This is a genomic window from Bradyrhizobium sp. USDA 3240, assembly GCF_054063295.1.
The window spans coordinates 45,989-64,452 of the sequence record NZ_JBSSGD010000004.1; the positions used below are offsets into that span (position 1 = coordinate 45,989).

At 64.5% G+C, this 18,464-nt stretch carries 16 protein-coding genes and 3 pseudogenes; 7 read left to right on the top strand and 12 right to left on the bottom strand.

All coding sequences use genetic code 11. The features are described 5' to 3' along the window. Positions 1-304: 304 nt before the first annotated feature. A pseudogene (gene htpG / locus ACVIGA_RS43990) lies at positions 305-1,777 on the top strand (molecular chaperone HtpG); the annotation flags it as partial. Between the two features lie 521 nt (positions 1,778-2,298). Beyond that, positions 2,299-2,480: pseudogene (locus tag ACVIGA_RS43995) on the top strand (hypothetical protein). A 7-nt stretch (positions 2,481-2,487) separates the two neighbouring features. Here ACVIGA_RS43995 and ACVIGA_RS44000 read toward each other — a convergent pair. The 8 genes from ACVIGA_RS44000 to traC form a co-directional block, all read right to left on the bottom strand. Further along, positions 2,488-3,651, bottom strand: a complete 1,164-nt coding sequence (locus tag ACVIGA_RS44000) for an extracellular catalytic domain type 1 short-chain-length polyhydroxyalkanoate depolymerase (protein WP_248594508.1) — start codon at positions 3,649-3,651, stop codon at positions 2,488-2,490. A 5-nt stretch (positions 3,652-3,656) separates the two neighbouring features. Then, a complete protein-coding gene (locus ACVIGA_RS44005) occupies positions 3,657-4,076 on the bottom strand; it encodes a CopG family transcriptional regulator (protein ID WP_029084654.1) in 420 nt (139 codons plus the stop codon). A gap of 439 nt (positions 4,077-4,515) precedes the next feature. After that, on the bottom strand, positions 4,516-4,653 hold the full coding sequence (locus ACVIGA_RS44010) for a hypothetical protein (RefSeq protein ID WP_166107071.1): 138 nt from the start codon (positions 4,651-4,653) through the stop codon (positions 4,516-4,518). Between the two features lie 125 nt (positions 4,654-4,778). Continuing rightward, complete coding sequence (locus tag ACVIGA_RS44015) at positions 4,779-5,039, bottom strand: WGR domain-containing protein (protein ID WP_029084652.1); 261 nt, start codon at positions 5,037-5,039, stop codon at positions 4,779-4,781. 243 nt (positions 5,040-5,282) lie between these two features. Then, a complete protein-coding gene (locus ACVIGA_RS44020; protein WP_166107073.1) occupies positions 5,283-5,759 on the bottom strand; it encodes a thermonuclease family protein in 477 nt (158 codons plus the stop codon). A 30-nt stretch (positions 5,760-5,789) separates the two neighbouring features. Next, a complete protein-coding gene (traG, locus tag ACVIGA_RS44025) occupies positions 5,790-7,769 on the bottom strand; it encodes a Ti-type conjugative transfer system protein TraG (protein ID WP_456671112.1) in 1,980 nt (659 codons plus the stop codon). Then, positions 7,756-7,971 carry a type IV conjugative transfer system coupling protein TraD gene (gene traD, locus ACVIGA_RS44030; protein WP_035681106.1) on the bottom strand — a complete coding sequence of 72 codons (216 nt, stop codon included), beginning with the start codon at positions 7,969-7,971 and terminating at the stop codon, positions 7,756-7,758. Before traD ends, traG begins: the two co-directional genes overlap by 14 nt. Positions 7,972-7,975: 4 nt before the next feature. After that, a complete protein-coding gene (gene traC, locus ACVIGA_RS44035; RefSeq protein WP_456671113.1) occupies positions 7,976-8,272 on the bottom strand; it encodes a conjugal transfer protein TraC in 297 nt (98 codons plus the stop codon). A 276-nt stretch (positions 8,273-8,548) separates the two neighbouring features. Here traC and traA point away from each other — a divergent pair, with 276 nt between their 5' ends. From traA to ACVIGA_RS44050, 3 genes are all read left to right on the top strand, one after another. Continuing rightward, the gene (traA, locus tag ACVIGA_RS44040) at positions 8,549-11,854 is read left to right on the top strand and encodes a Ti-type conjugative transfer relaxase TraA (protein ID WP_248594487.1); all 3,306 of its coding nucleotides are present in this window, start codon (positions 8,549-8,551) and stop codon (positions 11,852-11,854) included. 95 nt (positions 11,855-11,949) lie between these two features. Then, positions 11,950-12,453 (top strand): conjugative transfer signal peptidase TraF, encoded by a 504-nt coding sequence (traF, locus tag ACVIGA_RS44045; protein ID WP_234633915.1) that lies wholly within the window; start codon positions 11,950-11,952, stop codon positions 12,451-12,453. A 111-nt stretch (positions 12,454-12,564) separates the two neighbouring features. After that, on the top strand, positions 12,565-13,629 hold the full coding sequence (locus tag ACVIGA_RS44050) for a TraH family protein (RefSeq protein ID WP_456671114.1): 1,065 nt from the start codon (positions 12,565-12,567) through the stop codon (positions 13,627-13,629). A 31-nt stretch (positions 13,630-13,660) separates the two neighbouring features. Here ACVIGA_RS44050 and ACVIGA_RS44055 read toward each other — a convergent pair whose 3' ends face one another. The 3 genes and pseudogenes from ACVIGA_RS44055 to ACVIGA_RS44065 form a co-directional block, all read right to left on the bottom strand. Beyond that, complete coding sequence (locus ACVIGA_RS44055; protein ID WP_456671115.1) at positions 13,661-14,047, bottom strand: type II toxin-antitoxin system VapC family toxin; 387 nt, start codon at positions 14,045-14,047, stop codon at positions 13,661-13,663. Further along, positions 14,044-15,266 (bottom strand): annotated as a pseudogene (locus ACVIGA_RS44060) (IS256 family transposase). Before ACVIGA_RS44060 ends, ACVIGA_RS44055 begins: the two are co-directional and overlap by 4 nt. Before the next feature lie 155 nt (positions 15,267-15,421). Further along, a protein-coding gene (locus ACVIGA_RS44065; protein ID WP_224581114.1) for an IS630 family transposase occupies positions 15,422-16,542 on the bottom strand; the annotation gives its coding sequence in 2 pieces (ribosomal slippage) (positions 15,422-16,278 and positions 16,278-16,542; 1,122 coding nt in all). On the opposite strand from ACVIGA_RS44065, the gene ACVIGA_RS44070 reads away from it, so the two are divergent. Beyond that, positions 16,541-16,843 (top strand): LexA family protein, encoded by a 303-nt coding sequence (locus tag ACVIGA_RS44070; RefSeq protein ID WP_456671116.1) that lies wholly within the window; start codon positions 16,541-16,543, stop codon positions 16,841-16,843. The two genes, ACVIGA_RS44065 and ACVIGA_RS44070, sit on opposite strands and share 2 nt — an antisense overlap. A 50-nt stretch (positions 16,844-16,893) precedes the next feature. Here ACVIGA_RS44070 and ACVIGA_RS44075 read toward each other — a convergent pair whose 3' ends face one another. Continuing rightward, the gene (locus ACVIGA_RS44075; protein WP_208067716.1) at positions 16,894-18,024 is read right to left on the bottom strand and encodes an IS630 family transposase; all 1,131 of its coding nucleotides are present in this window, start codon (positions 18,022-18,024) and stop codon (positions 16,894-16,896) included. Between the two features lie 39 nt (positions 18,025-18,063). Here ACVIGA_RS44075 and ACVIGA_RS44080 point away from each other — a divergent pair, with 39 nt between their 5' ends. After that, the gene (locus ACVIGA_RS44080) at positions 18,064-18,345 is read left to right on the top strand and encodes a LexA family protein (RefSeq protein ID WP_166106965.1); all 282 of its coding nucleotides are present in this window, start codon (positions 18,064-18,066) and stop codon (positions 18,343-18,345) included. The last annotated feature ends 119 nt before the right edge of the window (positions 18,346-18,464 follow it).

Here is an 18,464-nt window from a genome sequence, read left to right on the forward strand (position 1 = left end):
TGTGAATCGACGCTGAACATTGACCCCGCACGCGCGAAGTCAATCAAGCACTTGGGGCGCCGATCGGCGTCCGGACCCCACGCCGATTCACAATTGGATTTCACCTTTGGTCAGCACAAACTCCGGTGAGGCATTTGGCGCTGAACGATTAAGCATCGTCATCCAAAAAATGCGCCAGCTCACAATGCAGAATACCGAGATCAGATTCGTCAGTCGCTGAGCGGTCCGCAGTTGCGAGACCTTCATCCCGGGTAACATTACTTCCTGAGGCAATACGTCTGGCCGACATTCCGCGCCTATGGCCATGGTCGCCGACAAGATCGTCGTGATCAGCCGCCGCGCCGGCGAGAGCGATGTCTGGACCTGGACCTCGTCCGGCGGCTCCGGATTCGAGATCGCCCGGGCCAGCGACGAGGACGCGGCACGTGTGGTGCGCGGCACCGAGATCGTCCTGCACCTGAAGGACGACGCGAAGAAATATCTCGAGACCTACGAGATCGAGCGCATCGTCGGTGCCTATTCCGACAACATCCTGTTTCCCATTGAGCTCGTGCCCGGTGAGGGCGAACCGCGCCAGATCAATTCGGCGAGCGCGCTGTGGCAGCGCTCGAAATCCGAGCTGACGGCGGAGGACTACAAGAAGGCCTATCAGCAGATCAACTCCGCCTTCGACGATCCCGCGATGACGCTGCACTACCGCGCCGAGGGCCGCTATTCCTACGCCGTGCTGCTGTTCGCGCCGTCGACGAAACCGTTCGACCTGTTCGAGCCGAACCGGAAGGGCCGGGTGAAGCTTTACGTCCGCCGCGTCTTCATCACCGATGATGCCGATCTGCTGCCGGGTTACCTCCGCTTCATCCGCGGCGTGGTCGACAGCGAGGATCTCCCGCTCAACATCTCCCGCGAGATGCTCCAGAACAATCCGCAGCTCGCACAGATCCGCAAAGCCGTGGCGACGCGTGTCGTGTCCGAGCTCGAAAGCCTCGCCGAGAAGGATCCGGAGAACTTTGCCAAGATCTGGGACGCCTTCGGCGCGGTGCTGAAGGAAGGCATCTATGAGGATTTCGAGCGTCGCGAAAAGCTGCTCGCGTTGTCGCGCTTCACCACCACGTCGGGCGAGAAGCGGTCGCTGAAGCAGGTCATCGCCGATTTCAAGCCGAACCAGACCGAGATCTATTATCTCGTCGGCGACAGCATCGAGCGGCTGAAGTCCAATCCGCGGCTGGAAGCTGCGACCGCGCGCGGCATCGAGGTGCTGCTGCTGTCCGATCCCGTCGACGCCTTCTGGACCTCGATGCCCTCGGAGTTCGAGGGCAAGCCGCTGAAGTCGCTGAGCCAGGGCGATCTCAATCTCGACCTGATCCCGCGTGTCGACGAGGCGGACGAGGCGAAAAAGGACGAGCCGGCCGCCGACGAAGCCGCCACCATCGCCGTGATCAAGGCCGCGCTCGGCGAGCGCGTTAGCGACGTCAAGGCCTCGACGCGCCTCACCAGCTCGGCCTCCTGCCTCGTTGCCGACAGCCAGGGGCCGAGCCGCGAGCTCGATCGCATCCTGTCGCAGCAGAACCGCGGCATGCGGACCAAGCCGATCCTCGAGATCAACCTGCGCCATCCGCTGGTGACGGCGATCACCAGGGCCCAGGCTAGCTCAGAGGTCGTCGACGACCTCAGCCTGCTACTGCTCGAGCAGGCGCAGATCCTCGACAGCGAGTTGCCGGAAGACCCGGCTGCGTTCGCGGCGAGGTTGAACCAGCTGGTGCTGCAAGGACTCGGGTAACTCGCAATTCTCAGTGTGCCCAACGGCGCGGATCACCAATGGAGGAAGGTGCCACCCAGACAGTAGGTTTGATCTGGTAGCTGGCAAGCGGCTTGTCTGAGCAAAGGCCGCCGAGGGCGGTTGAGCATCCATTGGGCCGTAACGTGAGGAAAGCCTGAGCAGATATCGAAAGTGAAATTGCAGATGCCAACCCGCCTGAGATTCGGGGAAGGCAGCGTGGGACAGGTAGCAACCGACACGAGCACCTGTCTCGATCTGCCGGGGTGGGCACGGCACGCCGGAATGGTGATTCGGGGAATTGGGAAGGCCCGCAGGGGGCGGAGGTCGCGTCTTCAACGTCGCAATTGGCGGCTCGCCTACAACCTGATCCTCATCCCCAAACTGGTTGCAGCGTAGCCAACTTGGCGTCCAGACCACCAAAGCGCTTCAAACTCTCAAACAAATCATCCCAACAATGGCACCCGCGACAGAACAAACGCCCAATTCCTTGGATTTTTCAGTAAACTGCTAGGTCGCGCTTCCTGGCAGACGACGGGGTAGCGGCCGGCGAAGCGGTGGAGACCTGAGCGCCAATGCGGCCGTCATGCGGGCGGAGGCGCTCTCGCGCAAGCCCGGCTGCGTCGGCGCGATCGCGTTCAGCCGCAGCGGGGATCCGGCGACCGGCGAGTTCGGCGACGTGCCGGACGACCTGAGCGCTTTGTGAAGCCCGACTAACCCGGGAGCGAATGCTCAAGGAAGAAGCGCAGCATCTCCCTCGTCGCGTCCGGCCCGCGGGGATCGGTGTAGGAGCCGGCGGGACTGCCTCCCGACCAGGCGTGGCCGGCGCCGTGAACGTTCCAATGCTCGGAGATGGCCCGCCCTCTCGGATCGGTCAGGTTCGTGCGGGTGTAGGCGTGCCCATGGGGCACTCGTCCGTCGCTCACCTTCGCTTTCAAACCTGCCGCCTTGATGGACTGCTCGACAATCCGGTCGCCGTTGTTCGGATGCACCGTGGTGTCGCGATCGCCATGGAAAACGATGGTCGGCACTGGCGGTCCACCATCGGCAATTTCAGACCCGCCTCCCTGCCGCATGGCGACGAACGCGGAGGGAAGATCGCTTGCCGCCCCGCAGGCGAGGCCGGAATGGATCCCGACGGCCGCGTACAGATCGGCGTGGGTCGCTGCCATGATGGCGGCGAGCGCCCCGCCGGCCGACAGACCTGCGACGTAGACCCGCTTCGGATCGATCGGATAGTCCCGCATGACCTGGCGAGTGATGCCCGCGATCAGCGAAGGCTCCCCGCCGTCCCGGTGCTGGTCGCCCGCGCGAAACCAATTCCAGCATTTCGCCTGGTTGGCTCCGCTGGGCTGCTCCGGATAGACCACGAAGCAATTTCGCTCTTCCGCCAGGAAATTCATCCGGGTCCCGGCCGCGAAGTCGTCCGGCGACTGGGTGCAGCCGTGAAGCATGACGACCAGAGGAAGCGGCTTTTCTTGGGAGCGGCTTGGGACGAACAGCTTGTAATTCCGGCTTCCATTCGCGCTGCGGAAGGCGCCTGCGATGAATCTCGTGCCTTGGGGCGCGATATCCGTCGTGGCAGGCGGAGCGCGGGTCATCGGACCACGCAGGTTGAGTCCGGGGAAGTCTTTCAAGCGATCGAAGCTTTGCAAAGGAGCGGGAGAAACCCGGGTGGTTCGTCGGCTTTCCTTCTCCTCGACGATGCTGGCCTTCACGTCGATGGTCGGCGGCTCGAGCCGAGCTGGCGAGACACGAGCATGGGACGGTTCTGGCGACTCGCCGCGGAGCATGCGCTGCAGGAGCGCGGTGGCCTCGACCAGTTGGCCCGTAAGCGTGAGGCGCGTGGCCTCGGAAATCAAGTTCTGGCTCAGCATCGCATTCACCTTGTTCTGTCGGAGAGGGCGGCCTTGACCGCGGGAGTGGCGTGAAGGGCACCGAGCACCGAGACCGAAGCAATGGTGGCGCCGGCCAGCTCGGGGGTGACGTCCTGGGCGATGGTCGCGAGACCCAGCACGTTGATGTGCAGCATCTCACCGGCGCGCCGCGCCGCTTCGAGATCCTCGCGGCTGTAGTTCCGCACGCCCAAGTCCAAGCCCTTTCGGACCGTCGACTGCTTCACGACGTCCGCGTGGCGTTCGAGCTGGTTGCGGATGGCCGTCCGGATGAAATCCGTGCGGTTCGAATAGAACCCTTCCTGCACCATCAGATCGACCTGACCCAGATCGACATAGCCAAGGTTGATCGTGATCTTCTCTGTATCGGGGATCCGAGGTCGCAGCTCGCGCACATTGTCGACCATGAAAGCATCCATTTTCACCATCCATCGGGATGGCGTAGGGATTTTATGTGGATGTTCAGGAGCTATTTTCAAGGGGGCAGCGAAAAATCGGTTAGACGCTGGCAGTTCGTCGGCCGGCCTCGTCTCGCGCCGACGTTCAGCGTTTGGCGCCGCGAACGCCGCAGCCGAGTTCCCGGCGGCGGCAGAAATCAATCCGCGGTACGCGCTTTCATACTCGCGCGCCATTCGGTCCGCGGAGAAGCGCTCCTCGAAGCGGGTGCGATGGCGTCCTGGTCCACCCCCGGATCTTCCACGATCAACCCGCGCGGGGTCGGCTACGCGAAGCGTGCCGCCGCTTGGCTTATGCCGGCGCGGTGATCGCGACCGGGGCCGGTCCTTCGAGGAGCCATCGAGCGGGAATTCCCCCGCTCCGGATGGAGCCTCAAGACAATGTCCTATCTCAGCCTCGCACAAAAACCACGCCTTCAACCTTGCCCGCACCCTGATGGTCCCGGTCACGCTCTTCCAGGTCGACGGCGAATACGGCGTCATGCCCAGCGACGAGATCGACGAAGGTAACGGCCTCGACATCATCCACGAATATAATCCGCACGATGAACGGCCGGCTCACTGAGCCGGCTTCGCTTTCGCGGAGGCTCTGTTCCGTGGGTGCCGCCACCCAACCGGTGGGAGCCTACCGCGTCTGCGCAGACAGCGATCTGGTTACGTCGCCGCCTTCTTTCCTTTCGGATGATATCCGCGATTGCGCTTCTGGCGCAGCAGGTCGAGGAACAGCCTGACCGCTTCGTCCTCGCGCGCGAAGCTGTGCTTCATCATCTGACCTTGTGCGCCGATCCGTCCCCAGCGGCGTGTCAGGCAGATGTCGCCGAAGAGCGTCGGTTCGATGGCCATGGCGTAGAACCGGGCCATGTTCTTCGAGGCGTCGGTGCGTTCGATATAGAGCTGGTAGGGCTGCGCGATCATGACGACAGAATCCCGCATCGGAGAATCCGCGTCCAATGAGTTTTTTGAATCGATCAGGGGCATATTGATTCATTTTTGCGAAGGGTGGCTTTTGGGGGCGGGCAGCTCTGGCGAGCGGACGGCTCTATGCGCCAAGCGCACCGAACCCGCGATGCGGTTTCGTCCTCCGGTGACGATCCTCCCGCGGTAGGTGGCACGGTCGAGAAAACCGATGATCGTAGCGTGTGCGGCGGGCTGCCGCGATCAATCGAGGGCGCACCAATCGCGTCGCGGCTCGTTCCAGCGCCGGGCGAGACCTTCCTCGACGAGCGTCGCGCCAAGCGAACGATCCGCGCGCGTGACCGTGCGCAGCTTGCGCCCGTACCGGTCAGTGTCGCGCCAGCCCGAGACTAGCGTGAAGCTGCCGGCGTTTAGTAGGACCAGCAACCGATCGCGGGCGATTTCGCCAGCCTGCCTCTCGTCGCGGCAATGCGGCGTGAAGATTTCCGGGGCGCCGATATCGGCGATCCTGATCTTATCACCCCTGAACCAGAATGTGTCACCGTCGACGACGCAGTTCACGCGGATCGGCCCATCGCAAAGCGTGAAACGGGCCCTCAGCGTATCGCTCCGCAGAGGCGGCGGGATGACCAAAGTGGTGGTCTCGTATCGCTCCGGCATATCCGGCGAATGCCGCGAGGGGACACCGATGGCGATCGCCAGGATCGCAATGATCGCCATTGGCTCCCACAACAAGAAAGCGCAGCGCCGTCATGCGTTTTCTTCCGGTTGGAATCGGTTGTGACCGACGCAAGCCTTCATATCGTCGCGCCGGAACCAGATGGCGCGGCCGCACCGCAATGGTGCGTTGCCGGCGGTGAACACGATCTGCTCGTCGGCGCGCATGCGCAGCACTTCGTGCGGCTGGATCAGCGGCCGCGAGGCCAGCTGCTTCGAGCGCGTCCGCGACGAACCGGACGCCTGCGAGGAGCGGCTGACCTGGTCGATCTCGACCGTGGTCATGCCGCAGCGCTTTGAGATGTAGTCGGCGGTTTCCGGGTCGTTCACAGCCGCGAAGGCGATCCAGCTCGCGCTCTCGAACCATTTGCTTGCCGCGTCGCGGCCGCCATAGGTTTCGCGCATCTGACCGATCGACTGGAACAACAGGAGGAGCGTGATGCCGTATTTGCGGCCGGCGTCGCGGGCGGTCTCCAGGATGCGCATGAAGCCGAGGCGTGCCACCTCGTCGAGCAGGAACAAAGCCCGTCCCGTCACCGCGCCGTTGCGGTTGTAGATCGCGTTCATGAAGGAGCCGATGATGACGCGGGCGAGTCCGGCATGGGTCTCCAGCGTCTTCAGGTCGAGATTGATGAACACGTCGGTCTGGCCGCCGGCGAGATCGTCGCTGACGAAGGTCGAGCCGGACACGAGCGCGGCATAGTTCGGATAGGAAAGCCAGTGGGTTTCCTTGACGGCGTTGGCGTAGACGCCGCTGAACGTCTCCGGCGTCATGTTGACAAAGACGGCAACGTTCTCCTTCACGAAGCCCGATTCCGAATTGTCGTAGATCGCCTGCAGACGAGCGCGCAGCTTGGGCTCCGGTTCGGACAGATTGGCGCGGACCTGGCGAAGCGTCTGGTTCTTGTCTTCCGTATGCCCTGACAGGCAGACATCGGCGATCAGCGCGGTCAGAAGCTGCAGCGCCGAGGCGCGGAAGAAATCGTCGCGCACACCGCGGGCGCCGCCGCTGTCGCTCATGATCCATGAGGCGACGGCGGCGATGTCTTCCTCCTTCGTGCCGCCGAAACGACCGATCCAGTCGAGAGCATTGAAGCCGGTTCGCGGCAGGTTCGTTGCTTCCTGGGCTGCTTCTGGCGGACGACCTTGCGCGGTTCGCTGTCCCGCATGTGGATCGAGCACATGCACGGTGCGCCCCGCCGCGCGCCGATGGGCGATCACCATTGGCGCGACTTCGTTGGACGGGTCGAGGACCACGAGCGCGCCGCCCCATTTGAGTGCGGTCGGAACCGTCACCGACGTCGTCTTGAAGCCGCCGGAACCGGCGAAGACAATGCCGTGCGACGAGCCGAAAGAGGCGTCAAAACAGAGCAGCGGCGGGCGGCCGCCGAACCCCCAGCTCTGGCGATCCGTGGTGCGAAACGGCTGAGCTGCCGCGCTGTCCCTATCGACGCGGTAACGCTCGCCGACGACGATGCCGCCAGCGTTGCCGAAGAGCCGTGCGGCTTCTGGCATCGACATCCAGTCCGCGTCGCCGTGCAGCGCGCGACGGCCGCGAACGCGCCTCGGGTCTGGCGCCGCAAAGGCGGCATTGCCCTTCACGGCGACGCGGAGCGCGAAGATGCCGCCCATCAGCACAACGCTGGCTGCGACCATGGTCGCCGGGTCGATCTGGGCCACCGCTGATCGGCCAGGGACGATGGTCTCGGGAGCCCCGGACAGGCGCATCGCTTCGCGCGCGAGGGCGATGGAAATCGCCGATACGCATCCTGCGACGACGCTCCACGCCGCCGCGCGGATACTCGCGGAGCCGGCGGTGGCGAACAGGAAGATGACGCCGATCCCTGCTGCCGCGATATAGGGCATCGCCAGCCCGGCGCGGGCGAACAGGAGACGCTGCGCCTCCGTCTTGCCGAGGCCGGCAAGCCCATGCCCGATTCCGGTCAACCCGAAGATCGCGCCGAGCATCAGGGCCATCGGCACGATCAGCAGAAGGAGCCTATTCGCCGTCACGGCCGAACGCCTCCGCCCCGATCGCGGCAAGCCGTGCTCGCTCGGCTTCGTCGGTTCTCAGCCGGCGACCGAGTTCGATCAGCGCGCCGAGCAGGACCGCGCGCTTCTCGTAGCGCAGCCCCGCCTTTGCGATCAGGCCACCGAGCTCGATCTTCTCGCGCGTGTCCTTCTTGCGGGCCTCGGAGGATGACGCCTGGCGCATGCGCTCATACCTCGCCAGCGCTATTCGCATGCGCGCCAGACGCGACCTTCGCGGCAGGAGCGCTCGGATCGCCTCCGGCCTCGGCTCCCTTCCTTCCGGTCGCCTTCCCTGCCTTCCCGCGAAACCGGCCGGCGAGATCCTCGAACGTGGCCAGAAGCTCGCCTTCCTCGATCTCGATCTCACCGAGTCCGGCCCTGAGCGCGATGCGCCCGATCCGCTCGGCCTCGCGTGTCTCTGCGGCCTTCAACTGTTCCTGGAGGCGAGTGATTTCTTCGCGGATCTTCGACGACGGTTTCTTCATTTTCGGTTGAGCCTCCGTGCTGGGCAGTGTTGCGGGACTGCGCGGAGGATTTCGGAAGTCGCTGGCCCGAGCGACTAATAAAAAAGCTAGTCGGCAAAGCCGACGCCGCTTGAGATCATCCCGGCCGCTCGATGAGAGCGGTCCAAGGGCGCAGTAATACGTCGCATCCGCGACGTCCTGTTTTCCCGCCTGCCGGGGTGTCCCACCCTGGCGTGGCCCTGCCGCCGCCCCCGACGAGCATCTGTGTTCCGCCCTCGTCCGGGAGATCGCGCCGCCTTGGCCATCACGCATTTCACGCCCCAGCTCATTTCGCGCGGTTCCGGCCGCAGCGCCGTGCTGTCGGCAGCGTACCGGCACTGCGCGCGCATGGAGCATCAGGCGGAGGGGCGGACCGTCGACTATTCCACCAAGCGGGGCCTGCGGCATGAGGAATTCCTGTTGCCGCCGGATGGCCCACAATGGGCGCGTGAGCTGATCGCCGACCGCTCGGTCGCCGGCGCCGCCGAGGCGTTCTGGAACGCAATCGAGGCTTTCGAGAAACGCTCCGATGCGCAGCTCGCGAAGGAATTCATCATCGCCCTGCCGGTCGAACTCACCGTCGACCAGAACATCGCCCTGGTGCGGGAGTTCGTCGCAACCCAGGTCCTCGCGCGCGGACAGGTCGCCGACTGGGTTTTCCATGACGAGCCCGGCAATCCGCACATCCATCTGATGACCACTCTTCGCCCTCTCGGCGACAACGGATTTGGGCCGAAGAAGGTGCCGGTCATCGGTGATGATGGCGCACCCCTGCGCAACGATTTCGGCAAGATCGTTTACCGGCTTTGGTCGGGAGAGAAGGCCGAGTTCCTCGAGCAACGCGAAGGCTGGCTCGACCTTCAGAACAAGCATCTGGCGCTCGCCGGCCTCGAGATCCGCGTCGATGGCCGCTCCTATGCCGAGCGCGGCATCGATCTTGCCCCGACGACGCATATCGGCGTGTCGACCAAGGCGATCGACCGGAAAGGAAAGAAGGCGGGCTGGTCCCCGAAGCTCGAGCGTATCGCGCTCCACGAAGAACGAAAGGCCGACAACCGTGAGCGGATGCTGCGGCGTCCTGAGATCGTGCTCGATCTCGTCACGCGCGAGCTGAGCGTCTTCACCGAGCGTGACATCGCCAGGGTGGTGCACCGCTATGTCGACGATGCCGGAACTTTCCAGCATCTGATGGCGCGTATCCTCCAGAACCCGGATGTGCTGCGGCTGGAGGGCGAGCGCATCGCGCTTGAGACCGGAATCCGCGAGCCCGCCAAATACACGACGCGCGAGCTCATCAGGCTCGAAGCCGAGATGGCGCATCGCGCCGTCTGGCTTGCCGGCCGATCCTCGCATGGCGTCCGGGAGAAAGTGCTGGCGGCGGCCTTCGAGCGTCATGACCGTCTGTCGGAAGAGCAGCGCGTCGCGATCGCGCATGTCGCCGGTGAGGGGCGGATCGCGGCTGTGGTCGGGCGCGCCGGCGCCGGCAAGACCACCATGATGAAGGCGGCGCGCGAAGTGTGGGAAGCGGCCGGCTATCGTGTGGTCGGCGGCGCGCTTGCCGGCAAGGCGTCCGAGGGATTGGAGAAGGAAGCAGGCATCGCCTCGCGCACGCTGGCCTCGTGGGAGCTTGCCTGGTCGAACGGGCGCGAGCAACTCGACGACAAGACCATCTTTGTCCTCGACGAGGCCGGCATGGTGTCGTCGCGGCAGATGGCGCTGTTCGTCGAAGCGGTTGTGAAGACCGGCGCTAAACTGGTGCTCGTCGGCGACCCCGATCAGCTTCAACCGATCGAGGCCGGTGCTGCGTTCCGCGCCATCGTGGCGCGCACCGGCTATGCCGAACTCAAAACCATCTATCGCCAGCGCGCGCAATGGATGCGCGATGCCTCGCTCGATCTCGCGCGGGGCCGCGTTGCCGAGGCGCTGCAGGCCTATGGCGCGAACGGCAAGCTGGAAGCGCGCAAGTTCAAGGCGCAAGCCGTCACGGCGCTGATCGAGGACTGGAACCGCGACTACGATCCGGCGAAATCCATCCTGATCCTCGCCCATCTCCGGCGCGATGTCCGCGCCCTCAACAACATGGCGCGGGCGAAGCTGATCGAGCGCGGCCTCGTCGAGGATGGTCAGGCGTTCTGCACTGAGGACGGCCAGCGCAAGTTCTCGGCCGGCGACCAGATCGTCTTCCTGAAGAACGAGGGGTCGCTCGGCGTCAAGAACGGCATGATCGCGCGTGTCATCGAGGCGCGGTCGGGCTGGTTCGCGGCGATAATCGGCGAGGGCGAACGCCAGCGCCGCGTCGAGGTCGACCAGCGCTTCTATGCGAACGTCGACCATGGTTATGCCACCACGATCCACAAGAGCCAGGGCGCGACCGTCGACCGGGTGAAGGTGCTCGCCACGCTCTCGCTCGACCGGCATCTTGCCTATGTCGCGCTGACCCGCCATCGCGAGAATGTCGCTCTCTATTACGGGGCGATTTCCTTCGGAAAGGCCGGCGGGCTCACCAAGATCCTGTCGCAGAGCCGGGCGAAAGAAACCACCCTCGACTATGAGCGCGGCCCTTCCTATCGCGCCGCGCTGCGCTTTGCCGAAGCGCGCGGTCTCCATCTCATGCGTGTCGCCCGCACCCTCGTCGCCGACAAGGTTCGTTGGACCGTCCGGCAGAGCTCGAGGCTCGCCGATCTCGGAGCGCGGCTCCTCGCGCTCGGCGCCCGGCTTGGCCTCGGCGCAGCTCGGAAACAGACGATTCCCAACGGCACAAAGGAGGCAAAGCCGATGGTCGCCGGCATCACCACATTCGCCAAATCGATCGACCAGGTTGTCGAGGACAAGCTCGCCGCCGATCCCGCCTTGAAGAAGCAATGGGAGGAGATCTCGACCCGCTTCCGCTTCGTCTTCGCCGATCCCGAAGCCTCGTTCCGCAAGGTCGATATCGACAGCATGCTGAAGGACAAGGCGACTGCGCAATCCACCCTGTCGAAACTCGCGGAGAAGCCCGACAGCTTCGGTGCGCTGAAGGGCAAAACCGGCCTTCTGGCCAGCCGTGCCGACAAGCAGGACAGGCAGCGGGCGGACCTCAACGTGCCGGCGCTCGCCCGTGATCTTGAGCGGTTCTTGCGGCTGCGCTCGGAGGCGGAACATCGCTACGAGGCGGAGGAGCGCGCCGCCCGGCTGAAGGTCGCTGTCGACATTCCGGCGCTGTCGCCGTCGGCGAAGCAGACACTCGAGCGCATCCGCGACGCCATCGATCGGAACGACCTGCCCTCTGCCCTGGAGTTCGCGCTCGAGGACAAGATGATCGAGGCGGAGCTGGAAGGTTTTGCGCGTGCCGTGTCCGAGCGGTTCGGCGAGCGCGCCTTCGTCGGCCTCTCGGCCAAGGATGCCGACGGCAAGGTTTTCGAGGCGATTTCCGGCGGGACGAACGCCGCGCAGAAGGAGGAGCTCAAAGCCGCCTGGCCCGATCTGAGAACCGCGCAGCAGCTCGCGGCTCAGCAGCGAACCGCGGAGGCGCAGAAAGAAGCCGACATCCTTCGGCAGGCGCGGCGTCCGGGGTTGTCGCTGTGATGACCTCGACCGCCGAGCGGCGATCGGAGCCGTCAGGGTCGGATGCCGCGACCAGAAGGAAAGGCTGTGTTCAGCGTCGGCGAGCATCCGCGATCATGGCGGCCGGCGGCGTGGCGATGATTGCGATCGCCGGCATCGCCTGGCTCGGCGGCTTGCGCCTCAACCTGACGCCAAGCGAGCCGCTCGGGCTGTGGCGGATCGTGCCGATCGATCGGCAAGTCGTCGCCGGCGATCTCGTGTTCGTCTGTCCGCCGCCTGGGCCGGTTTCCGTCTTCGGCCTCGAGCGCGGATACTTTCGGCGGGGGCCATGCTCCGGCGGCGCCGCGCCGCTCATCAAGACTGTCGGTGCGCTCTCGGGTGCGCGCATCGACATCGGCGCCGTGGTCATGATCGACGGCGTGCTTCTGCCCCGATTGCGCCTCAGCCCCGTCGACGGTCAGGGACGACCGCTTCCGCCTTGGGCTGGGGGCGTCGTTCCGCCCGGCAATTTCTTCCTTCACTCCACTTTCGCAGGTTCCTATGACTCGAGGTATTTTGGGCCGGTTCCGGAGGCCGGTCTCCTCGGTCTGGCGCGGCCAGTCCTCACTTTCGATCCCTGATCGCCGGCGCGCGCTCCTTCTCGCCGTCGCGGCGGTCCTCGTCGGCTGGATCGGTTGGAGCGGGGATGTCCTCGCATTGCCGCTCGCGATGCTGTTTCCAGCGCTCTGGGCGTGGTCGCAGGATCGTGCCGCGTCGGTGGCGATGGGATATTTCCTGGCGGCTTCGCGTGGCTTGCGCCAGGGCGTTGCGCCTTCTTCGGCGCGTCGGTCTGGGCCGGCATTTTGCTGTGGGGCGCCGCGTCCGTCTGCTTCGTCGCGGTCCATGCCGTCCTATGGAGTCCCCGGCCGGGAAGCCAAAAGGCGTTCTGCTATCTGATCGCGGCCGTGCTGATGGCGGTTCCGCCCTTCGGCATCGTCGGATGGGCGCATCCGATCAGGGCGGCCGGCGTGTTGTTTCCCGGATGGGGATGGTGGGGGCTTGCGCCGACCGCAACTGGCCTGCTCGTCATGACGACGAAGGCTTGGCCGGTGGCCGCCATTGCCCTGGCCGATGCTTGGGCCCGGCTGTTCGGTCTTCCCCGCGGTCACCGTCTTCAACCTCTGAACAGGAATTCGCCCATGGCCGTTGATGCCGGTCTCATCCAGAAATGTGCCGATCCCACCCTGAAACCCGCCATCGTCGAGAAATTCTTGCATGCCGCGGGAGCGCCCGATCCGCTTGCCGTGTTGGTACGCAGCGGCGATCGCATCATCCTGCTGCCGCCGGTCAAAACCCCGGAGGAGGCGCTCGAACTCGCCCGCAGCCATATCGGTCGAGCCGTCGTGCGCGTCGGCATCACGCAGTATCCGGCCGGTCTCGGCGTGAAGGATCCATCGGAGATGTCGCCGGATCTGTTCGACGCTTGCAAGAACATCCGCGCGGGCACGGCCCTCTTCGGCAAGGTCTGGCGAATCGTCTGGAAATGGTATGGCAATCCGACCGACGATAGCGTCATGTCACAGATGTTCGACGACGCGGTCGAGGCCTGGACGCGCGGGCAATTTGAGGGGACGGCGGTGTTTACCGCTCCCGATCCTGGCGGACCGAAGCCGCCGGAGCCGAAGCGGGAGGAGGCGTCTCAGCCGGCTGCGGCGGCACCATCACCATCACCGTCACCGCAGGAGCCGGCGCCCGGCGATCCCCACAAATCGGGCATCCGTATTGATCTGTCCGGCATCGGCGGGCGCGCTCCGTGAATGCAGTAGGACTCTGCGTATCCAGCGGAGACTATGCTGCCGCGATGTCTGTCAGGCTGAAATCATTGCCCTTGAACAAGAGCGGCTCGCCGGTGGCCTTCGCCAGAGCGTAGGAAAAGTAATCGTCATAGTTCAGGCCGGCTCTGTGCCGCCCTTTCCCGAAATCGAGGAAGGCCTGTCGGGCAAGTTCGCCGTGCTCGACCGTCACCGGCTCGACCGTGATGCCGGCTCGGCGGAAGAAGGCCTCGGCCTGCCGCATTCCTTCCGGGCCGAGCTGGTTCTCGATCACCATCGACAGCCCGACATAGTTCGCCACGCTGATGCGGCAGGCGTCGGCATCGTGAATGAGACGGGCGAAGGCTTCCGCTTCAGGTTCGCGGTAGAGGATCGCCACCATGGCCGAGGTGTCGATGATCATTTCGGCAGAGCGGCCTGGCGCTCGCAATTGTGCCGGGCGCGCCGTCGCGGTCGGAAGCCCTTGTTGGCCTCGATCATGCCGGCCGCGACCCATCGCAAGGCCATACCGGCATCCCGCCAGCGTTTGATGTTGCGCGTGACGCGGCGAATGGTGCCCATCATGTTCTCGGCGATGTTGGTACAGGCGAGCGATCGACGAAGCTCCTTCGGCAACTTCAACCGGACGACAGTCAGGATTTCGTCGAGGCCTTCAAGGATGCTCGCCGCTACACCGGGCCATTGCTGGTCGAGTCGACGCGCGAGATTGCGGATCAATTTTTCAGCCTTGTCGGCGTCATCGAGCTCCCAGGCCTGGCGCAGCACCCGACGGGTGGCCGCATGATGCTCTTTCGGCAGGCGTTCCATGATGTTGCGCGCCTTGTGGATCTGGCAGCGCTGGATCGCAGCGGCCGAACCGAAGGTGCGGCGGATCGCCTTCGACAACGCCTTCGCGCCGTCGGCGATGAACAGTGTTGGCACCGTCGGGTCGAGCCCGCGCGAGACCAGGTTGTCCAGCAGGGCTTGAACCGTGGCGGCATTCTCGGTCGCCCCTTCCACCAGCGCCAGCGGATGTTTGTTGCCTTCGCCGTCAACTCCGATCGCGGCGACCAGCACGAGATCGTCGCCGAGATGCAGCCCGTCGATTTGGATCACCAGAAGGTCGAGCGCGGACAGATCGGCAGCCATGAAGTCAGCCAGCCGCGCCGCCGACAGCGCTACGAACCTCCGCGAGGCCGCCGACTTCGAAACCCCGATCCGGGCGGTACCGGCACGTCACCTTCGGGCAGCCGGACGGCGCGGCCGAACCGGCGCGTCGACACATTGATCAGCATCAGGTTCATCGCCCAGCGACCGAGCCAATCCTCCTGCGCCGCCGTTTCCCAGCTCGGGATCGTGACCTCGCCGCCATCCACGCCCCGGACCCGCGGGCGCTCGACCTCGATCTTGCCGCCGTGGAAGCCGATCCGTCCCCGCGTTCGGCCCCAACGGTGCGCCGGCCGCGCCGCGTCGCGATCGTGGCGCGGCCCGCAGGCCGCCACAACATCCGCCTCCATCATCGTGCCGAGCGCCTCGATCCCTGCCGCAAGGCAGAACCGATCGAAGCTCGCCCGCACTTCCGCAAACGCTTCGTCCACCGCCCCGGTCGCCGGCCAACCAGCCGGTGTGATATCTCTCGTCATGGCGTTGCTCTCCTTTGTGGAATCAGCACCCCGAGCCTACCGGCTCAAGGTGGGCAACGCCGACCTCTTCAGAAATTCAACAGAACCCGGGACATCCCCCGAGCAGCTCATCCGGTCATCGCCAGACGAAGGCAGCTAGTACCTCGTCACAGTGATTATGACTCTTTGGAAGAGGCGGGATAGGCGCCTGCCATTTTGGCGCGAGCCTTGTCTGTTGTGAACATCCATTTGATGCGGGAGCGGGCGGCATTTCGTTGTCGTTCCCAGGCGGTGATTTCGCGGCCCAGTCGCTTGGAGTCGTCGATCCTGCGATCCAGGCACTGGCCTCGCAGGACGCCGATTTCGATCTCGACCATGTTGAGCCAACTTGCGTGCTTTGGGGTGTAGTGGAACTCGAGCCGTCGCAAAATCCGCCTGGCTTCGGCGGGCGGGAACGCCTGATAGAGGGCGCCGGCGGAGTGGGTCGATAAATGGTCCTGGACGACCCGGATGATCTCGGCGTCGGGATAATGGATGTCGACGAGATCACGCATGCATTGGGCGTAATCTCGTGCCGCTCGCCGCTCGGTGACCTTGACCTTGCGCCAGGGACGATGCACGTCGAAGAGAACGAAGAGATTGACCGTGCCATTGCGACGATACTCATAATCGTAACGTTCGAGGTGGCCGGGCTTGGCCGGAATGGGCTGACGCACCTCGCCGATGAGTTGCACCGGGCTTTCGTCGAAGCACACCACTGGCCGTCTGGAGTCGGGCACCTCGGCATAGAGGTCGAGCACATCCTCCATGCGGGCGACGTATTCGCCGCCGACCTGCGGAATGCACCACATGTCTTTGCGCCAGGGCTTGAGGCCATTCTCGGCCAGGCGCCGCCGAACCGTCTCGTGCGACAGGCTCTTGTGTTCGGTGAGCTTGACCATCGCAGCCGCCAGCAGCTTTAGCGTCCAGCGGGCACGGCCCTTTGGGGGACTGGCGCAGGCTGTCGCCACCAGCAAGGCTTCTTCCTTGCCGTGAGTTTGCATTCCGCCCCGGGACGCGGCTCTTCGCTCAGCGCCCGCTCCAGATTGCCTTCCACGAAGCGTCGCTTGGTCCGGTACACGGTCGAGCCGCTCACGACGACGCTCCTTGCGATCTCCTCGTCGCTGGTCCCAGCATCGGCGGCCAGCAAAATCTGCGCGCGCTTGAGCTTCCGGGACGCATGCTTGCCGCCGCTGAGCAGCGCCCTCAGTTCGGTGCGCTCGATTTGGCTGAGTTCGACCCGATAGCGTACATTCATGGCCTGCCTCCTCGTTCGAGGCACGCACGAACAACTGAATCGGATGGCCGGCGTGAGTCCTTCGGCAAAACCCTTCACGCCCGCGCAGGGGCAGTATCTGGCTTTTATCCACCTCTATACCCGGCTGCATCGCAGGCCCCCGGCCGAAACCGACATGCAGGAATATTTCCGCGTCAGCCCGCCTTCGGTTCACCAGATGGTGCTGACGCTGGAACGCGCCGGCCTCATCAGACGGCAGCCAAGGACGCCTCGCAGCATCGAGGTCCTCATTGATCCGAAACTCCTGCCGGAGCTAATCTGACCGCCGGACCCAACCTGTCAAAATCACTTTGCAGAGCCACTAGTGGTTCATCACAGTGATTTTGACTCTTTGACGACGGCCGGATAGGCGCGGCGGAGTTTGGCGCGGGCTTTGTCGGTTGTGAACATCCACTTGATGCGGTCTTGCGCCTTGTTTCGCTGCCGTTGCCATGCCGCGATCTCGTTTCGGAGCTTTTTGGGGTCGTCGATGCGGCGGCCGAGACACTGGCGCTGCAGCACGCTGATCTCGCACTCAACCATGTTGAGCCAACTGGCGTGTTTCGGGGTGTAGTGGAATTCGAGGCGGCGCAGGATGCGCCGGGCTTCGGCGGGCGCAAATGCTTGATACAGCGCACCGGCGGTATGGATCGACAGATTGTCCTGCACGACACGGATGCAGGCGGCTTCGGGATAATGGACGTCGACGAGTTCACGCATGCAATGGGCGTAGTCGACGGCGGCGCGGCGCTCGGTCGCCTTCACGTTGCGCCACCCCCGATGTGGATCGAAGGTAACGAAGAGATTGACGGTGCCATTGCGGCGGTACTCGTAATCGTAGCGCTCGCGCTGTCCGGGCTTGGCGGAGACCGGCTGGTGCACCTCGCCGATCAGCTGGACCGGGGTCTCGTCGAAGCAGACCAGCGGCCGGGCGGGATCCGGCCTCTCGGCGTAGAGGTCAAGCACGTCCTCCATGCGGGCGACGTATTCGCCATCGACATGAGGAATGCACCACATGTCCCTGCGCCATGGCTTGAGGTCGTTCTCCGCCAGCCGGCGGCGCACGGTCTCGCCCGACAAGCTGTCGTGATCGGTGAGCTTGACCATCGCGTTGGCCAGCAGCGTCAGCGTCCAGCGTTTGCGGCCGGCCGGCGGCTTGGCGCATGCGGTCGCCACCAGCAGGGCCTCCTCCTTGCCCGTCAGCTTGCGTTCCGCCCCTGGACGCGGCTCCTCGCTCAGGGCCCGCTCCAGATTGCCTTCCACGAAGCGGCGCTTGGTCCGATAGACGGTGGAGAGGCTGACACTTACGGTCCGGGCAATCTCCTCGTCGCGGCGCCCTCCATCGGCCGCCAGCAAAATCTGCGCCCGCTTGAGCTTGCGGGCGGCGCACTTGCCGCCGCCGAGCATCGCCGTCAGTTCGTCTCGCTCGGCTTGGCTCAATTCGACCCGATAACGGACATTCATCCTTTGCCTCCTTGTCGGAAGGCCGGGACGAATCGATCCATGAGTCAAAAATCAGGCGCGCGCTTCACCCAGAAGCAGGGGCACTACCTCGCTTTCATCTACACATATTCCAACATGTTCGGACAGCCGCCCGCCGAGAAAGACATCCAGCGCCACTTCCGCGTCAGCCCGCCTTCGGTCCACCAAATGATCGTAACTCTCGAACGAAACGGATGCATCCGTCGTCAACCCGGCGTCCCAAGGAGCATCGAAATTCTCGTGCCGCCGGAAAGCTTGCCGATCCTCGAATGGCTCGGAATAAAAACGTCAAAATCACTGTGATGAACCACTAGTTAGTGACCGGAGAAAACTGGGTGTCCAGTTTGTGTATCGTCTGAAAATCGCAATCTCGTATTCAAAGCGCACGCCCGGCAAAGCTTGTCGGATGATTCAGCACACTG

Coding starts and splice junctions, on each gene's coding strand:
- traC (WP_456671113.1), bottom strand. CDS start 8,272: ATGAAGAAACCGTCGTCGAAGATCCGCGAAGAAATCACTCGCCTCCAG.
- ACVIGA_RS44000 (WP_248594508.1), bottom strand. CDS start 3,651: ATGCTGAGCCAGAACTTGATTTCCGAGGCCACGCGCCTCACGCTTACG.
- ACVIGA_RS44080 (WP_166106965.1), top strand. CDS start 18,064: ATGAGTCAAAAATCAGGCGCGCGCTTCACCCAGAAGCAGGGGCACTAC.
- ACVIGA_RS44015 (WP_029084652.1), bottom strand. CDS start 5,039: ATGATCGCGCAGCCCTACCAGCTCTATATCGAACGCACCGACGCCTCG.
- ACVIGA_RS44075 (WP_208067716.1), bottom strand. CDS start 18,024: ATGAATGTCCGTTATCGGGTCGAATTGAGCCAAGCCGAGCGAGACGAA.
- traD (WP_035681106.1), bottom strand. CDS start 7,971: ATGCGCCAGGCGTCATCCTCCGAGGCCCGCAAGAAGGACACGCGCGAG.
- traF (WP_234633915.1), top strand. CDS start 11,950: ATGGCGGCCGGCGGCGTGGCGATGATTGCGATCGCCGGCATCGCCTGG.
- ACVIGA_RS44070 (WP_456671116.1), top strand. CDS start 16,541: ATGGCCTGCCTCCTCGTTCGAGGCACGCACGAACAACTGAATCGGATG.
- ACVIGA_RS44020 (WP_166107073.1), bottom strand. CDS start 5,759: ATGGCGATCATTGCGATCCTGGCGATCGCCATCGGTGTCCCCTCGCGG.
- ACVIGA_RS44005 (WP_029084654.1), bottom strand. CDS start 4,076: ATGGTCGACAATGTGCGCGAGCTGCGACCTCGGATCCCCGATACAGAG.
- ACVIGA_RS44055 (WP_456671115.1), bottom strand. CDS start 14,047: ATGATCATCGACACCTCGGCCATGGTGGCGATCCTCTACCGCGAACCT.